Annotated in this window: 16 protein-coding genes; 10 read left to right on the top strand and 6 right to left on the bottom strand. The window is 72.7% G+C overall.

Annotated features, from left to right (window positions below):
* Positions 1-76 precede the first annotated feature (76 nt).
* Complete coding sequence (locus Y09_RS11830; protein ID WP_053917900.1) at positions 77-706, top strand: TetR/AcrR family transcriptional regulator; 630 nt, start codon at positions 77-79, stop codon at positions 704-706.
* 21 nt (positions 707-727) lie between these two features.
* Here Y09_RS11830 and Y09_RS11825 read toward each other — a convergent pair whose 3' ends face one another.
* Positions 728-1,735, bottom strand: a complete 1,008-nt coding sequence (locus Y09_RS11825) for an acyltransferase domain-containing protein (RefSeq protein WP_053917899.1) — start codon at positions 1,733-1,735, stop codon at positions 728-730.
* A 90-nt stretch (positions 1,736-1,825) separates the two neighbouring features.
* Between Y09_RS11825 and Y09_RS11820 the strand changes: the two genes are divergently transcribed.
* On the top strand, positions 1,826-3,553 hold the full coding sequence (locus tag Y09_RS11820) for a helicase HerA-like domain-containing protein (RefSeq protein WP_053917898.1): 1,728 nt from the start codon (positions 1,826-1,828) through the stop codon (positions 3,551-3,553).
* A gap of 81 nt (positions 3,554-3,634) precedes the next feature.
* Here Y09_RS11820 and Y09_RS11815 read toward each other — a convergent pair whose 3' ends face one another.
* The gene (locus tag Y09_RS11815) at positions 3,635-4,396 is read right to left on the bottom strand and encodes a hypothetical protein (RefSeq protein WP_053917897.1); all 762 of its coding nucleotides are present in this window, start codon (positions 4,394-4,396) and stop codon (positions 3,635-3,637) included.
* A 127-nt stretch (positions 4,397-4,523) separates the two neighbouring features.
* Entirely contained in the window at positions 4,524-5,270 is a 747-nt protein-coding gene (locus Y09_RS11810; protein ID WP_053917896.1) for a phosphoglyceromutase, read from the bottom strand.
* Between the two features lie 263 nt (positions 5,271-5,533).
* On the opposite strand from Y09_RS11810, the gene Y09_RS11805 reads away from it, so the two are divergent.
* Positions 5,534-6,205 carry an HAD hydrolase-like protein gene (locus tag Y09_RS11805; protein ID WP_053917895.1) on the top strand — a complete coding sequence of 224 codons (672 nt, stop codon included), beginning with the start codon at positions 5,534-5,536 and terminating at the stop codon, positions 6,203-6,205.
* Positions 6,206-6,229: 24 nt separating this feature from the next.
* Here Y09_RS11805 and dtd read toward each other — a convergent pair whose 3' ends face one another.
* Positions 6,230-6,655 (bottom strand): D-aminoacyl-tRNA deacylase, encoded by a 426-nt coding sequence (gene dtd / locus Y09_RS11800; protein ID WP_053917894.1) that lies wholly within the window; start codon positions 6,653-6,655, stop codon positions 6,230-6,232.
* A 42-nt stretch (positions 6,656-6,697) separates the two neighbouring features.
* Positions 6,698-8,662: a phosphotransferase family protein gene (locus Y09_RS11795; protein WP_053917893.1), complete on the bottom strand. Its 1,965-nt coding sequence runs from the start codon at positions 8,660-8,662 to the stop codon at positions 6,698-6,700.
* Between the two features lie 53 nt (positions 8,663-8,715).
* On the opposite strand from Y09_RS11795, the gene Y09_RS11790 reads away from it, so the two are divergent.
* From Y09_RS11790 to purM, 7 genes are all read left to right on the top strand, one after another.
* Positions 8,716-9,141 (top strand): DUF3151 domain-containing protein, encoded by a 426-nt coding sequence (locus Y09_RS11790; RefSeq protein ID WP_053917892.1) that lies wholly within the window; start codon positions 8,716-8,718, stop codon positions 9,139-9,141.
* A 293-nt stretch (positions 9,142-9,434) separates the two neighbouring features.
* Positions 9,435-10,733, top strand: a complete 1,299-nt coding sequence (locus tag Y09_RS11785) for an adenylosuccinate synthase (protein ID WP_053917891.1) — start codon at positions 9,435-9,437, stop codon at positions 10,731-10,733.
* A gap of 1 nt (position 10,734) precedes the next feature.
* Entirely contained in the window at positions 10,735-11,214 is a 480-nt protein-coding gene (locus Y09_RS11780; RefSeq protein ID WP_053917890.1) for a sterol carrier family protein, read from the top strand.
* Positions 11,211-12,008 carry a copper homeostasis protein CutC gene (locus Y09_RS11775; RefSeq protein ID WP_053917889.1) on the top strand — a complete coding sequence of 266 codons (798 nt, stop codon included), beginning with the start codon at positions 11,211-11,213 and terminating at the stop codon, positions 12,006-12,008. Before Y09_RS11780 ends, Y09_RS11775 begins: the two co-directional genes overlap by 4 nt.
* Positions 12,005-12,487, top strand: coding sequence for a hypothetical protein (locus Y09_RS11770; protein WP_053917888.1), 483 nt, complete (start codon positions 12,005-12,007; stop codon positions 12,485-12,487). Before Y09_RS11775 ends, Y09_RS11770 begins: the two co-directional genes overlap by 4 nt.
* A 177-nt stretch (positions 12,488-12,664) precedes the next feature.
* On the top strand, positions 12,665-14,155 hold the full coding sequence (purF, locus tag Y09_RS11765) for an amidophosphoribosyltransferase (RefSeq protein WP_053917887.1): 1,491 nt from the start codon (positions 12,665-12,667) through the stop codon (positions 14,153-14,155).
* Positions 14,152-15,306, top strand: a complete 1,155-nt coding sequence (gene purM, locus Y09_RS11760; RefSeq protein ID WP_053917886.1) for a phosphoribosylformylglycinamidine cyclo-ligase — start codon at positions 14,152-14,154, stop codon at positions 15,304-15,306. The genes purF and purM overlap by 4 nt, the downstream gene beginning before the upstream one ends.
* 90 nt (positions 15,307-15,396) lie before the next feature.
* Here purM and Y09_RS11755 read toward each other — a convergent pair whose 3' ends face one another.
* Positions 15,397-15,597 (bottom strand): DUF3073 domain-containing protein, encoded by a 201-nt coding sequence (locus Y09_RS11755; protein WP_029360640.1) that lies wholly within the window; start codon positions 15,595-15,597, stop codon positions 15,397-15,399.
* Positions 15,598-15,701 lie beyond the last annotated feature (104 nt).

The following is a 15,701-nucleotide window of genomic DNA, read 5'->3' as shown; positions in this document are numbered from 1 at the left end:
ACTACAGAACTGTTGCATTGACTGCACTATTGCATCGAGTGCAGATTTTGTGATGTGTCGGGCCTAGGATGGGGGCGTGACTTCCGCGCAGACGACCGATGACCATGACCCCGCGGGCTCGGAGGAGCTCGGCCTGCGGGAGCAGAAGAAGCGCCAGACCCGCATGGCGATGCACCGCGCCGCGCTCGAGCTGGTGGTCGAGCACGGGCTCTCGGCCGTGACGGCGCAGATGATCGCCGAGCGTGCCGGGGTCTCCACCCGCACCTTCTTCAACCACTGGGCCACCAAGGAGTCCGCGATCCTCGGGGTGATCGGCGACGAGGGAAAGCGCGCCGTCACCTCGCTGCGGGACAAGCTCGAGGTGATGCCCGTGCGGGACGCGATGCGCGCGATGATGCGCGAGGCGATCGCGAACATCCCCGTCGATCAGGGACTGCGCGAGCTGAAGAAGCAGGTGATGGAGCAGGAGCCGGCCCTGCACCTGGTCAACAGCGGGAACCTCCAGGCCATGCAGACCGAGCTGGTCGAGGTGCTGGAGCAGGCGCTGGAGGGCGAGTTCGCCCGCGATCATGCGGTGATCCTGGTGCAGGTCTCGTTCGCGCTGACCCGCAGCGCCTTCGCGATCTCCATGCGCCGCGGCATCGACCTGGTCGGCGCCTTCGACCAGGTCATCGCGCTCTACGACGAGCCCGACATCGACCTCTGAACCGACGGTCCGCCGGCCGTCTCAGCGCATCAGACGCCCGAGCCCGCCGGTCCAGCCGCGCCCGTCCTCGAGGCGCTCGGCGACCCCGCGCTCGAGGCGCGAGGTGCGGGGGAGCGCGGCGACGTCGACCGGAGGACGTCGGCCGAACACGAAGAAGAGCGCCCCGTCGTCCATCCGGGAGCGCTCGAGCATCTCCCAGCGCGCGGCGAAGCGGGCGAGGTTCGAGCCCACTCCCGTGATCTCGGCGAGCTGGTCGCTCAGCAGCCACGAGTCGCAGACGAACTCATGGCCGAACGCGGGCTCCTCCACGCCGCGCCCCGCACCGAGCTCGGTGTAGTGCTCCGCGAAATACGCGGTCGCGGCGTCGAAGGAGGCGTCGACCTCCGCCGGGTCCAGCGGGCCGCGCGCCGGGATGTGGGTGCCGAGCACCCAGCGGCGGGGGTCGTCGGCCGACGGCGTCGAGCCGGTGCCCGCGAGCAGGGCGACGCTCTGGCGGTGCAGGTCGAACTGGAGTCGCCCGAGGTGCACCAGCCGCCCCGTCCAGTTCATGCTCATCCAGTTCAGCTGGTGGAGGCCCAGCCGCCCGGTGCCCGCGCGGTGGACCCGCAACTGCTGGCCGAGATCGGCGAGCACCTCCCAGGACTGCTCTCGTGTGAGGCCGCGCGCGTCGTGCCAGGCGCGCACCGTCGAGGTGGAGACCAGCAGCGCGAGGATCGCGACCAGGCCCTCCCCGGGGGCGAGGCGCTGCTGGAGCCCGTCGTGGCGGTCCTTCTCGGCGGCGAGGTCGACCTCGGGCACCTCGAGCCCGGCGGCGGCGCGCAGACGGTTCGCGGTCGCGGTCACCTCGGTGAGCACCTCCTCGTCGGCCGCGGCGGCGTCGAGCAGGGGGAGCAGCTCGGAGGCGTCCTGGTCGGCGATCCCGAGGTTGTCGAGCAGGGCGGTGCGGGAGGGGGCGGTGAGCATGACGCGCACGTCCGCGGCGGCGAGCTCGTCCTCGGCGCGGATCTCGGCCGGCGGGGGTGGCTTCATGTGATCACGGTAACGGGTCAGCCGCCCCCTCCCGCTACGATCGGTGCGTCCCGACCACGAGCGCGCCGGTGCGCCGGCGAGGAGGCCATGATGACCAGCCCGCAGCAGGAACCCGCCACGCCCGAGGCGCAGGACGCTCCCGCGCCCGACGCCGCCGCGCCGGAGGCCTCGGCCGCCGACGGGGCCCAGGCCGCCGCGCCGGCCCAGGACGGCTCGGCGCCCGCGGCGCAGGACGCCCCGGCCGCGCCGCCTGCGAGCTCGGAGGAGGCCGAGGCGATCCGCACCGCCTACGGCTTCGAGGGCGCGCGGATCCACCTCGGTGCGATGCTCGACGGGGACGAGCCGGACCCGAGCGTGCCGGTGAACCTCGCAGTCTCGATGCTGAACCGCCATGGCCTGATCGCGGGCGCCACCGGCACCGGCAAGACCCGCACCCTCCAGGTCATCGCCGAGCAGGCCGCCCATGCCGGCGCCGCCGTGTTCGTCGCCGACATGAAGGGCGACCTCTCCGGTATCGCCGTGCCGGGCGAGGCCTCGGAGAAGCTCACCGCGCGTGCCGCGGCCCGCGGCCAGGAGTGGGTCTCCCGGGCGGCGCCCACGGAGTTCTTCACCCTCGGCGGGCAGGGCGAGGGCGTCCCGATCCGCACCACCGTCAGCGACTTCGGGCCGGTGCTGATGGCGAAGGTGCTCGAGCTGAACCCCACCCAGGAGTCCTCGCTCGGGCTGATCTTCCACTACGCGGACTCCCAGGGCCTGGCGCTGCTGGACCTCAAGGACCTGCGCGCGCTGATCCAGTTCCTCACCTCCGACGAGGGCAAGGACGAGCTCAAGGGCATCGGCGGGATCTCGAGCGCGACCGCGGGCGTGATCCTGCGCAGCCTCACCGCCTTCGAGGCCTCCGGCGCGGACGTCTTCTTCGGCGAGCCCGCCTTCGACACCCAGCAGCTGCTGCGCACGAAGGACGGCGCGGGCATGATCTCCTGCCTCGAGCTGCCCGGGGTCGCCTCTCGCCCGGCGCTGTTCTCCACCTTCATGATGTGGATGCTGGCCGAGCTGTACCAGGAGCTGCCCGAGGTGGGCGATGCCGAGGTGCCGAAGCTGGTGTTCTTCTTCGACGAGGCGCACCTGCTGTTCAAGGACGCCTCCAAGGCGTTCCTGGACCAGGTGGTCCAGACCGTGCGCCTGATCCGCTCCAAGGGCGTGGGCATCTTCTTCATCACCCAGACCCCGAAGGACATCCCCGGCGACGTCCTCGCCCAGCTCGGCAACCGGGTCCAGCACGCGCTGCGCGCCTTCACCCCGGACGACGCGAAGGCGCTCAAGGCGACAGCCAAGACCTTCCCCACCTCCGAGCACGACCTCGAGGAGGTCATCCCTGCGCTCGGCACCGGTGAGGCGATCGTGACCGTGATGAGCGAGGACGGCGCCCCGACGCCGGTCGCGATCACCGCGGTGCGCGCCCCGGAGAGCTCGATGGAGCCCGCCGGCGAGCAGGTCATCAAGGAGTCCGCCGCGGCCTCGCCGCTGATGAAGGACTACGGCGAGGCGGTGGACAACGAGTCCGCCTACGAGATCCTCCAGAAGCGCGCCGCGGCCGACGCCGAGGCGGAGGACGCCGCGGCCGCGGAGAAGGAGGCCGCAGGGAAGGGCTCCGCGAAGGGCGCGGACCCCGAGGCGAAGCCCGCCGCGAAGAAGCCCGCGAAGAAGGACGAGGGTCTCATGGGCAACCCCGCCGTGAAGTCCTTCCTCCGCTCGGCCGGCACGGTGCTCGGCCGCGAGATCAGCCGCTCCCTGTTCGGGACCCGCAAGCGCCGCTGAGAGAGCGACCTCGCCGGACCCCAGGGAAGACGCGGAAGTAGTTGCACTCCGCGCTGCACCTGTACATGCGCGAGCGAGGAGTCATCCCTTCTCCAGCGCCTGGTATTCCATGGCCATGTCCAAGAACGCAGGATTGCACTCGGACAGTGCCATGACCTGAGATCTCCAGGTCGATCGGAGGGGCGCTCCGAAATACGCCAGCTCGGGGAGATCGGCGGCGGGGGAGAGATCACCACTGTCGATCGTCGCTCCCGGCAGATGGAACCAGTGCAGGTGCCTCAAGGGCCGGACCCACTCGAGGTCGGGGATGTGCAGGAGTCTGTCTGTCCCGATGCCTGTGCCGAGCGTGAGATACCTCAGCGCGGTGAGATCGCCGAGTTCTGAGAAATCGGCGAGCCGGAAGGCGTTGGAAAGGTCCACTTCGACGAGATCGGGCAGCAGTCGCAGTGGCGCCAAAGTAGTGACCCGAGAGGCGCCACCCAGGCGGAGCGCCTCGATGAGGTGCAGGTCGGAGAGCGGGCCGAGGTCCTCGTACGGTCCCCACTTCACCGCGAGATAACGCAGATCGGGCAGACCAGAGACCGCGTCCAGGAGTCTCTGGGGGACTCGGGAGCAGAGATAGAGATGAGTGATCGGGGCGTCTCCCGCGGACAGCAGGTCGATCCATCCGTCGAGGATCCGTCGCTTCTGTGCCGCCGTTCGTGCCTCGTCGTCCTCGAGCTGGGTGGCCGAGAGGGCGATCCACGCCTGCCCCGAGTACGACGCCGGATCCCACAGCTCGGTGAAACGATCGAGATGCCGCAGCGGTGGTCGGGAGTCGTCGGTTACGTGGGGAGTGAACATGGATCTCCTCGAGGGCGTGGTGTTCACGCCCATGATGCATGCTCAGTCCTCGAAGAGCGTTCTGCGGACAAGAAGCGGCGCCCCCACCCGGAGGTGAGGGGCGCCGCTCGCGACGGGCGAGGTCAGATCACTTCTTGCCCTGGTTGGCGACGGCCTCGGCGGCGGCCTTCGCGGCGACCGGGTCGAGGTACCGGCCGCCCTTCTCGACGGGCTGGAAGTCCTCGTCGAGCTCGTAGACCAGCGGCTGTCCGGTGGGGATGTTGAGACCCGAGATCTCCTCGTCGGAGATGCCGTCGAGGTACTTCACCAGCGCGCGCAGCGAGTTGCCGTGGGCGGCGATCAGCACCGTCTTCCCCTCGACGAGGTCGGGCTTGATGCCCTCCTCCCAGTAGGGGAGGAAGCGCTCGACGACGTCCTTGAGGCACTCGGACTTCGGCAGCTGATCGCCGAGGTCGGCGTACTGCGGGTCCTGGTCCTGGGAGAACTCGGTGCCGAACTCGATCTCGGGCGGCGGCGTGTCGTAGGAGCGGCGCCAGGCCATGAACTTCTCCTCGCCGTACTTCTCGCGGATCTCCGACTTGTTCATGCCCTGCAGCGCACCGTAGTGGCGCTCGTTCAGCCGCCAGTCGCGCTTGACGGGGATCCAGTGGCGGTCGGCCGCATCCAGGGAGAGGTTCGCGGTCATGATGGCGCGACGCTGAAGGGAGGTGTGCACGACATCGGGGAGGATGCCGGCCTCCTTCATGAGGTCGCCGCCCTCCGTGGCCTCCTGACGTCCCTTCTCGGTGAGGGGGACGTCCACCCAGCCGGTGAACAGGTTCTTCGCGTTCCAGTCGCTCTCGCCGTGGCGGAGCAGCACGAGTGTGTAGGTCATTGCCCCAGCCTACGCGGGCCGGTGCCCGCCGTGCATTCGGTGGCCATCGGTGGCCACGGGCGGGGTCGAGCCCCGACGCGGCCGACGGGCGCTCGGCGGCGCGGGTGCCGGCGGTGTCGAGCCGCGAAGCGGCCGACGGGTGCTCGGCGGCGCGGGTGCCGTCCGAACCGCGGGTCCCGGCCGGGCCGCGGCTCGCCGTCGAACCGGTGCCCGCGCCTCGGGCCGGACGGCCCACGACCCGGCAGCCTGGATAAGGTCGGGCCATGACCGCAGTGACCTCCCGTGATCTCACCTCCGTGCCCGTCGTGCTGCTGGACCTGGACGGCACCGTCGTCGAGTCGGCGCCCGGCATCCTCGCCGCCCTCGAGCACGCCTTCGCCGCCTGCGGCGAGGAGCATCCCGGTGCGGAGCGCCTGCAGTCCTTCATCGGGCCGCCGCTGGTGGACTCCTTCCGCTCCGAGCTGGGGCTGGACGCCGAGCGGGCCGAGGCGCTGCGCCTGGCCTACACCGACCACTACCTCGCCGAGGGATACACGTTCAGCGTCCCCTACGCCGGGATGGCGGACCTCATCTCCGGGCTGCGGGCCGACGGCCGCACCGTCGCGATCGCGACCAACAAGCCCGAGACCACCGCGCGCAGGGTGCTGGAGCACCAGGGCCTCACCGCGGACCTCGACCTGATCGGCGGCACCGATCTCGCCGTGGGCCGCACCCACAAGGCGCAGGTGATCGCCAGCGTCCTCGAGCGGCTCGGCGTCTCCGCGGCCGACGGGGCCGTGATGGTGGGGGACCGGCTGCACGACGCGGAAGGTGCCGCCGTGCACGGCCTCGACGCGGTGCTGGTGGGCTGGGGCTACGGCGGGGACGCCGAGCGCGCCGCCGACCTGCCCTACGCCGCGACGGTCCCCGAGCTCCACCGGATGCTGCGCGGCTGATCCTCCAGCCGAGGCTCCGGGTGCTCAGGCCTCGAGCAGGATCGTCACCGGCCCGTCGTTCGTCAGAGCCACCCGCATGTGGGCGCCGAAGCGGCCCGTCGCGACCGTGATCCCTCGCTCACGCAGCGCGTCGACCACCTGCTGCACGAGCGGCTCGGCGACCGGGGCCGGGGCGGCGCCGTTCCAGGACGGACGGCGCCCCTTGCGCACGTCGGCGTAGAGGGTGAACTGCGAGATCACGAGCACCTGCGCGCCCGTGTCCTGGACCGAGCGCTCGCCGTCCAGGATCCGCAGCTCGGCGATCTTCCGGGCGATCGTGGCGACCTGCTCGGGGCCGTCCTCATGGGTGACGCCGACGAGCGCGACGAGGCCCTCGCCGGTGATCTCTCCGACCACCTCGCCCTCGACCTCGACCCGGGCACCGTCGACTCTCTGGAGCACTGCACGCATGCCCTCGATCGTGGCACAGGTGCGGGCTCCGCTGGCGCGGGGTCAGCGGGGAGAGATCGAGGAGATCCTCCGCTCCTGGGTGGGGGAGTCGTCCTCGGGGTGCTGGTCGACCGGCTCGGACGGGCGGTCCGTCGGGGGAGCGGACGGCTGCGACGGAGCCTGCGGGGGAGCGGACTGCTGCGGCGCCGCCTGAGGGGGAACCGGCTGCGTCGGTGCCGACTGCTGGACCGGTGCGGCGAACTGCTGCGGCGGCGCGGAGCGGTCAGGGGCGCCGTGCTGCTGCGGCGGGGCGACGTACTGCGGCGCGGCCGACTGCTGCGGGGGCGCCGACTGCTGAGCCGGTGCCGACTGCTGCGGGGGTGCCGATTGCTGAGCTGGTGCCGAGTGGTGCGCCGGCGCCGAGTGCTGCTGTGCCGAGTGCTGCGGGGCCGACGGGTGCGGGGCCGAAACGTGCTGGGCCGACTGGTGGGGCGCCGACTGCGAGGGCGCCGAGCGCTGCGGCGGAGCGGACTGCTGCACCGCCGAGGAGCCCGACGGGGGAGCGATCCCGGGACCGCTCGGCACGTGCACGCCCTGGGCGGGGGCCTGCCGCACGCCCGTCGGCCCCTGCGTCGGATTGGACTGCGCGGCGTGCTGCGCCCCCGCGGCCGGACCAGCCTGCTGCGCGGCGGGCTGGCCGGGGGCGGGCGTCGCGGACTGCGCCGCCGCGGCCCGGTCGATCCGCTGCCGCTCCGCGTGCCGTGCCGCGGCGACCCACTCCTCGGCCACGCGCACGATCGCCTCGGTCGCGGCCTCCCAGGCCGCCTCCTGCTGACGGTGCGGCCCGGTCGCGAGCGAGAGCACGACCCCTGCGGAGCGCAGCGCGAGCTCCACCGGATCGACCCGCTCCTGGAAGGTCTCGTGCCAGGTGCGGATCGCGTCCTCGACCCGCTGCTGCATGCCGCGGTCGATGCGCCCGGCGTTGCCGTAGTCGGCCAGGACGCTGAGATGGGCGAGCAGGCAGGCGAGGTCGTCGGCGCGTCGGCCCGGACCGACGGTGTCGATGTCGAGCAGCCCCACGACCCTGCCGTCCTGGACGAACACCTGCGCCTCGTAGAAGTCGCCGTGGACGACGTCGTGCGGGCGCATGTCGATGCGCTGCTCGATCGCGGCCAGGCCCTCGCGGATCTCCCGCACCAGCGCGTCCAGGCGCGGCCCGAGCGCGGGAACGGCGGAGGCGACGATCCCCGCGTAGAACTCGACCGAGTCGGTCCACGGCGGCCGCAGCGACAGGCCGTACATGGAGGCGGGCAGGCGGTCCAGCAGCGCGACCAGGTCCTCGGCGCGGCAGGAGTCCACACCCTCGTCGATCACCGCGCGGGCGAGCGGCCGGCCCGGCAGCTCCGCGAGCACGACGAGGCCCTGATGGTGCGCGATGACCTCGGGCACCGGCACCCCGGCGGAGAGCAGGCGCTGATGGCGCTCCACGATCTCGCCGCTGCGGTGCGGCTGCATGACCTTGAGATACACGGCCGCGGCGCCCTGGGAGGCGCGCAGCACGGCGCGCCGGCCGGGACGGTAGGAGACGACGTCGATCGCGATCGGCTCGGACGGGTCCGGACCGAGGGAGACGCCCAGGTCATGCAGGGTGCGGCCGACGATGTCGGGATAGCAGACCTGCGGGAGCATCGGCAGCCACGGATCGTGGGGGTAGCGCCACACGCGCACGTTGATGTCCCCGTCGGTCATCACCAGGGTCTGCTCGGCGACGTAGAGGTTCTTCTCGCGCTCCCCGATGTGGGCGCTCGCGCCGAACAGCTCCTCCCGGGCCGGCGCCTGGGGGCCGTCCAGCTCGGGCCAGGAGACCTGGGTGCGGTACAGGGCCTTGGTGCTGCGGCCGGGCCGGTGGTCGACGTGGTCGAGCTGCCAGCTGTGCAGCACCCCGCCCGAGTTGCCGACGGCCGAGCGGAGCAGCCCACCGGCTCCGGACCCGGTGAGAAGCTCGGAGCCGTCCTGCGTGTGTGACATGGGCGATTCACTCTGTTCTGTGGTCATCGGGCGGCTGCGCCTACGATGCTTGCATGGCTGATCGTACCGATAACCTCACCAGCGGGAATCTCCTGGGCATCCCGGAGACCCGCCTCCCCGACGACTTCGTCGACGTCCAGGTCGCCGAGGAGCTCGTCGAGGGCGAGCCGCGCGAGGTCGTCGCCCGGCATCTGGACTCCCCTCTGGCCTGGGCCACCCTCGCCGAGGACGCGCTGAGCGACGGTGACGAGATCACCGCCTACGCCTGCGCCCGCACCGGCTACCACCGGGGTCTCGACGCGCTGCGCCGCAACGGCTGGCGCGGCCAGGGCCCGATCCCCGCCTCCCACGCCCCGAATCGTGGCGTGCTGCGGGCGCTCGCGCTGCTGGGAGAGGTCTCCCGCCGCCTCGGCGACCAGTCCGAGGCCGACCGCATCACCGACTTCCTGCGCGAGGCCGACCCGACCCTGCTGGACTGAGCCGGCTCCCGGCCCGGGCCTGCGCGAGCCCGGCCAGACCGGCTGGACCTGCGCTGGCCTGGCAGGATCGGAGCCGGCCCGGACAGCGTGGGCGGTGCGTGTGCAACCAGTGGCGCCCAGTGCGCAGCCGGGGCCGCATGCGGGGTCGGATGCTGGCTGAGCGCCACCGGATGCAGCGCCAGCCGTCACCCCTCGGACGTGCTCCCGGATGGCGCTTGGTAGGATCCACGCGGCCCTGTGCACCGCACGCGGTCACCTGTGCAGAAGTCCCGACATCGTTCCCAGGAGTCGCCATGCCCGCCGTCGTGATCGTCGGAGCCCAGTGGGGCGACGAGGGGAAGGGCAAGGCCACCGACCTGCTCGGAGAGCGCGTCGACTACGTCGTCAAGCCCAACGGGGGCAACAACGCCGGCCACACCGTGGTCGTCGACGGCGAGAAGTTCGAGCTGAAGCTCCTCCCCGCCGGAATTCTCTCCCCGCAGGTCACGCCCGTGATCGGCAACGGCGTCGTGGTGAACCTCGAAGCGCTGTTCGAGGAGATCGGCATGCTCGAGTCGCGCGGCGTGGACACCACCCGCCTGCGCATCAGCGCGAACGCCCACATCGTCGCGCCCTATCACCAGACCCTCGACAAGGTCACCGAGCGCTTCCTCGGCAAGCGCGCGATCGGCACCACCGGGCGCGGCATCGGCCCCGCCTACATCGACAAGGTGGGCCGCCTCGGCATCCGCGTGCAGGACCTCTACGACGCCTCGATCCTGCGGCAGAAGGTCGAGGGCGCGCTGCGCCAGAAGAACGAGCTGCTGGTCAAGCTCTACAACCGCCGCGCCGTCGAGGTCGACGAGATCGTCGAGGGCCTGCTCTCCTACGCGGAGCGCCTGCGCCCCATGGTCGTGGACACCACCGTGCTGCTGGGCGATGCGCTGGATCGCGGCGAGGTCGTGCTGATGGAGGGCGGCCAGGCCACCTTCCTCGATGTCGACCACGGCACCTACCCCTTCGTCACCAGCTCCAACCCCACCGCGGGCGGCGCCGTGACGGGCACCGGAGTCGGCCCCACCCGCATCGACCGGGTGATCGGGATCGTCAAGGCGTACACCACCCGAGTGGGCGCCGGACCGTTCCCCACCGAGCTCGAGGACAAGTGGGGCGAGTACCTCCAGAAGACCGGCGGCGAGGTGGGCGTGAACACCGGCCGTCCCCGCCGCTGCGGCTGGTACGACGCGCTGATGATCCGCCACGCGGTGCGCATCAACGGCTTCACCGACATCGTGCTCACCAAGCTCGACGTCCTCACCGGCATCGACGAGGTCCCGATCTGCACCGGCTACGACGTGGACGGCGTGATCCACCGCGAGATGCCGATGACCCAGACCGAGTTCCACCACGCCGTGCCGGTCTACGAGACCCTGCCCGGCTGGACCGAGGACCTCTCCGAGGCACGCACCTTCGAGGAGCTGCCCGAGAACGCGCAGGCCTACGTGCGACGCCTCGAGGAGCTCGCCGGCTGCCGCATCAGCGCCATCGGCGTGGGCCCGGACCGCGCCGACACCATCGCCGTCCACGACCTCCTGCCGGAGACGACGGCCTGACGTGGTGACCCGCCGTACCGACCCCGAGGCCGGCCGCGCCGCGCTCGCGGCCTGGGCGACGGATCCCGCGGCCGCGCGCCGCCCGGTGCTCGCCCCCGCCGTGCGGCACACCCTGGAGCTCTTCGCCGAGGAGCACCCCGGCGGCGCCGTGGAGCTGCGGGTCCCGCCCTATGCCGCGGTCCAGGCCATCGCCGGCACCCGTCACACCCGCGGCACCCCGCCCGCCGTGGTCGAGACCGACGCCGCGACCTGGCTCGCGCTCGTCACCGGCGACCTGACCTGGGACGATGCCGCCGCGGACGGCCGGGTCACCGCCTCGGGCGAGCGCAGCGACCTCTCCGAGCTGCTGCCCCTGCCCGGCCCGCGACGCACGGTCCGCACCGCCCGCGGCACCGGCGCGCGGCCCGCCGACGGCGAGGCGCCGAGCGTCGACGGGTCGGCCCCGGACCGTGGCGAGCCGACCGCCGAGGGGACGCGATGAGCCCCGCCGTCGAGATCGCCGTGGAGGACCTCGCCGGCCTCGAGGTCGCCGCGCTCGCCGGCGCCGACCGGATCGAGCTGTGCCAGGACCTCGACCTCGGCGGCACCACCCCCGCGCCCGAGCTCGTCGAGCAGGCCGTGCGCCGCGCCCGCGAGCTCGTCGCCGCCCGGGACGCGAAGCCCCACCTCGACGTCCACGTGCTGATCCGCCCCCGCGCGAGCAGCGCGGACTTCCTCGGCAGGCCGGCCGAGTTCGCGGCCGACGCCGACGCGATCGAGCGGATGGCGGACCATGCGGCCGCCGTCGTCGACGCCGGCGCCGCAGGCGTCGTGCTCGGGGTGCTCACCGAGGCCGGCGAGCTCGACCTCCCCGCCCTCGAGGCCGTGCGCGACAGCGCCCTCCTCGCCGCCCAGCGCGCCGGCCGCGGACTGACCCTCACCCTGCACCGCGCCGTCGACGCGATGCCCTCGCGCGAGGCCCGCGTCGCCGCCGTCCAGGCCGCGATCGGCCTCGGGATCCACCGAGTTCTCAGCTCGGGAGGGCAGGCTCGGGCCCTCGACGGCGCCGACGACCTCTCCGCGATGGTCGACGCCGCCGAGGACCTCGTCGAGATCTGCGCCGGGGGAGGGGTCCGCCCCGCCGACGTCGTGGACCTCGTCCGTCGCTCCGGCGTCGGCTCCGTGCACCTCTCTGCCCGTCGGCGGCCCGGTGCGCCCGTCGAGCCCGACGCCCCCGAGACCCTGACCGACCCGGCGATCGTCGCCGCGGCGGTCGATGCCGCAGGAGAGCTGTGAACACCGTGAACACCACCGAGAACCCCCAGACCCGTCCCGAGGACGAGGATCGCGAGCACCTGACGGGCCGCACGGACGCCGCGGAGGATGCCGTCGACGCGACCCCCGACGCTGACCTGACCGACGCCGACGCCTCGGCGACGAGCCGCGCACGGGCCGAGGACGAGACGTCGGTCGCGACGACGGGGGCCGACGGGACGCCGGCCGAGGCGGACGGGGCCGGGGAGGCCGGGAGTCCGCGCACCGCGCTCTACGTCCGCCGCAGGCGCGCCCCCGCTCTCGGGTTCTGGGTCCTGCTGTCCTTCCTGGTGCCCGGGGTCCTGGCCCTGCTGAGCGTGCCGCTGTTCGGCTTCGGCGACCTCCGCGGTGTCGTGAACTTCGTGCTGCTGGCCATGGTCGTGATCGGGCTCCCGCTCGCCGCGATCGCCTCGTTCGTCGACGCGCGCCGCCACCGTCGCGAGGACCGCCGCCGCCGCTGAGCGCCCGTATCCTCTGGCCGAGTGCACGCGCCCCGCGGTCGAGCGCACGCCTCCCGCACCGGGGATCGCGTCGGCGGGCGGGTGCCGCGCCCTGCCTGCCGCGCCCTGCCTGGCGCGCCCTGCCCGCGAGACGGACCGCACGGCGGGGGCAGGACCTCGCTGTGGCATCATGGACCGGTGGCACGCGGCGACGGAAAACTCTCCCATGACCTGCTCCCCGGGGAGAAGGGCCCGCAGGACGCCTGCGGGGTCTTCGGCGTCTTCGCCCCCGGCGAGGACGTCTCGAAGCTGACCTACTACGGGCTGTACGCGCTGCAGCACCGCGGCCAGGAGTCCGCGGGCATCGCGACCTCCGACGGCTCGCAGATCCTGGTCTACAAGGACATGGGACTGGTCTCCCAGGTCTTCGACGAGGCCTCCCTCGGCACCCTCCAGGGGCACATCGCGATCGGGCACACCCGCTACGCGACCACCGGCGGCTCCGTCTGGTCCAACGCCCAGCCCACCCTCGGCCCCCGGCACGAGGGCACCGTGGCGCTCGCCCACAACGGCAACCTCGTCAACACCGAGGAGCTGCTCGAGCTGATCCACGAGCGGCAGGGCACGCCCCGCACCGGCGAGATCGCCCGCGGCAACACCACCGACACCGCCCTGGTCACCGCACTGCTGAACTCCGAGGGCACCCTCGCCGACTCGCTGCGCGACGTCATGCCGCGCCTGCGCGGCGCGTACTGCTTCACCCTGATGGACGAGACCGCGCTGTACGCGGCGAGGGACCCGCAGGGCATTCGCCCGCTGGTGCTGGGCCGGCTCGAGCGCGGCTGGGTCATCGCCTCGGAGACCGCGGCGCTGGACATCTGCGGCGCGAGCTTCGTGCGCGAGGTCGCCCCCGGCGAGATGGTCATCGTCGACGAACAGGGCCTGCACAGCGAGCAGGTCGTCCCCGCGGAGCCCAAGGGCTGCGTCTTCGAGTACGTCTACCTCGCCCGTCCCGACACCCGCATCGCCGGGCGCAGCGTGAACGAGTCCCGCGCTGAGATGGGACGCCAGCTCGCCCGCGAGCACCCCGTCGAGGCCGACCTGGTCATCCCCACCCCCGAGTCCGGGACCCCCGCCGCGATCGGCTACGCCCAGGAGTCCGGGATCCCCTACGGGCAGGGCATGGTCAAGAACGCCTACGTGGGCCGCACCTTCATCCAGCCCTCCCAGACCATCCGCCAGCTCGGCATCCGCCTGAAGCTCAACCCGCTGCGCGAGGTGATCCAGGGCAAGCGCCTCGTGGTCATCGACGACTCCATCGTGCGCGGGAACACGCAGCGCGCCGTGGTGCGGATGCTGCGCGAGGCCGGCGCCGCCGAGGTCCATGTGCGGATCTCCTCGCCGCCGGTGCGCTGGCCCTGCTTCTATGGCATCGACTTCGCCTCCCGGGCCGAGCTCATCGCCAACGGCCTGGGCATCGAGGAGATCGCCCGCTCGCTCGGTGCGGACTCCCTCGGCTTCATCTCCGAGGAGGGGATGATCGCCGCCACCGGCCAGCCCGAGGAGCGGCTGTGCACCGCCTGCTTCTCCGGGAAGTACCCGGTCGCCCTGCCGGAGCCCGTCGCCCGGGCACAGGGCATCCTCCAGGCCCGCCCCGGCGAGCCGGCCGCCGTCGGGAAGGACGCATGAACACCACCCCCCGCCCCGCCTCGGGCGATGCGATCACCTACGCCTCCGCCGGTGTCGACACCGCTGCGGGCGACCGTGCCGTCGAGCTGATGAAGGAGGCCGTCGCGGCGACGCACGGCCCCGACGTCCTCGGCGGGATCGGCGCGTTCGCCGGACTGGTCGACGTCTCCGCGCTGAAGGACTACCGCCGCCCGCTGCTCGCCTCCTCGACCGACGGCGTCGGCACGAAGATCGCGATCGCCCGCGCCCTCGACGTGCACGACACGATCGGCCAGGACCTGGTCGGCATGGTCGTCGACGACATCGTCGTGGTCGGCGCCGCACCGCTGGCGATGACCGACTACATCGCCTGCGGCGCCGTGGTGCCCGAGCGGATCGCCGACATCGTGCGCGGCATCGCCGAGGGATGCCGCCTCGCGGGCTGCGCCCTCGTCGGCGGCGAGACCGCCGAGCACCCGGGCCTGATGTCCCCCGAGGACTACGACGTCGCGGGCGCCGCGGTCGGCGTGGTCGAGGCCGACGACCTGCTGGGCCCCGACCGGGTGCGCCAGGGCGACGTGGTGATCGGCATGGACGCCTCCGGCCTGCACTCCAACGGGTACTCCCTGGTCCGCGCCGTGGTCTCCGCCGCCGGGCTCACCCTCGAGCAGCGCGTCGAGGACTTCGGCCGCACCCTGGGGGAGGAGCTCCTGGAGCCCACCCGCATCTACACCGCGGACCTCCTGGCCGTGCTGCGCGATGCCCGCACCGCCGGTGCCGTCCACGCCCTCAGCCATGTCACCGGCGGCGGCCTCGCCGCGAACCTCGCCCGGGTCATGCCGCACGGCCTGGCGGCCCGCGTGGACCGCGCCCTCTGGGAGCCGGCCCCCGTGTTCTCCCGAGTCGCCGGGTGGGGCTCCGTCCCGCAGCTCGACCTCGAGGGCACGCTGAACATGGGCATCGGCATGGTCGCCCTGGTCGCGCAGGAGCAGGCCGACCAGGTCCTGGCCGTGCTCGCCGAACGCGGCCTCGGCGCCCGCGCGATCGGCGAGGTCGTGGCCGAGGAGTCCCTGCCCGAGCCCGGCCATGCACTCGAGCACGTCGTCGCCGGCGCCAAGGGCGTCGAGGGCGGCGCGGTCATGCTCGCCGGCCAGCACCCCGGCTGGGCCTGAGCGGCCACCCCTCACACAGCAGGAGGGCCGACCCATCGGGTCGGCCCTCCTGCGGTGTCACGGTGCTCCGCGGAGCCTGCCGCGCGCCGCTCAGCGGCGATGTGCGGACGGGGCGTCCTCGTCGGCCCAGTCCTCGGCGTCCTCGCCCCAGTCGTCTCCGTCGGCGGAGGAGGTCTCGCTCCGCTGAGACTGCAGCTCCCGCTGCAGCGCCGAGAGATCCGTCGGCGGGCTGTAGTACTTGAGGTCCCGTGCCACCTTGGTGTGCTTGGCTTTCTGTCGGCCGCGACCCATGGATCTGACCCCCTGTGCGTCGGGTGCCGGGTGTGCTCGACGACCCGGAGGATGGCATTAGTTTCGGATGCCCAGAGTACATGGTCGCTCCGGCCGACGGCGAA

This window comes from Brachybacterium sp. SW0106-09, assembly GCF_001293905.1.
Classification (GTDB): domain Bacteria; phylum Actinomycetota; class Actinomycetes; order Actinomycetales; family Dermabacteraceae; genus Brachybacterium; species Brachybacterium conglomeratum.
This window is presented reverse-complemented; position numbering and strand designations above follow the sequence as displayed.

What these genes read in the sequence shown, in the direction of transcription:
- Y09_RS11825 (WP_053917899.1), bottom strand. Translation starts at nt 1,735, where the DNA reads ATGAAGCCACCCCCGCCGGCCGAGATCCGCGCCGAGGACGAGCTCGCC.
- Y09_RS11820 (WP_053917898.1), top strand. Translation starts at nt 1,826, where the DNA reads ATGACCAGCCCGCAGCAGGAACCCGCCACGCCCGAGGCGCAGGACGCT.
- Y09_RS11815 (WP_053917897.1), bottom strand. Translation starts at nt 4,396, where the DNA reads ATGTTCACTCCCCACGTAACCGACGACTCCCGACCACCGCTGCGGCAT.
- Y09_RS11810 (WP_053917896.1), bottom strand. Translation starts at nt 5,270, where the DNA reads ATGACCTACACACTCGTGCTGCTCCGCCACGGCGAGAGCGACTGGAAC.
- Y09_RS11805 (WP_053917895.1), top strand. Translation starts at nt 5,534, where the DNA reads ATGACCGCAGTGACCTCCCGTGATCTCACCTCCGTGCCCGTCGTGCTG.
- dtd (WP_053917894.1), bottom strand. Translation starts at nt 6,655, where the DNA reads ATGCGTGCAGTGCTCCAGAGAGTCGACGGTGCCCGGGTCGAGGTCGAG.
- Y09_RS11795 (WP_053917893.1), bottom strand. Translation starts at nt 8,662, where the DNA reads ATGTCACACACGCAGGACGGCTCCGAGCTTCTCACCGGGTCCGGAGCC.
- Y09_RS11790 (WP_053917892.1), top strand. Translation starts at nt 8,716, where the DNA reads ATGGCTGATCGTACCGATAACCTCACCAGCGGGAATCTCCTGGGCATC.
- Y09_RS11785 (WP_053917891.1), top strand. Translation starts at nt 9,435, where the DNA reads ATGCCCGCCGTCGTGATCGTCGGAGCCCAGTGGGGCGACGAGGGGAAG.
- Y09_RS11775 (WP_053917889.1), top strand. Translation starts at nt 11,211, where the DNA reads ATGAGCCCCGCCGTCGAGATCGCCGTGGAGGACCTCGCCGGCCTCGAG.
- purM (WP_053917886.1), top strand. Translation starts at nt 14,152, where the DNA reads ATGAACACCACCCCCCGCCCCGCCTCGGGCGATGCGATCACCTACGCC.
- Y09_RS11755 (WP_029360640.1), bottom strand. Translation starts at nt 15,597, where the DNA reads ATGGGTCGCGGCCGACAGAAAGCCAAGCACACCAAGGTGGCACGGGAC.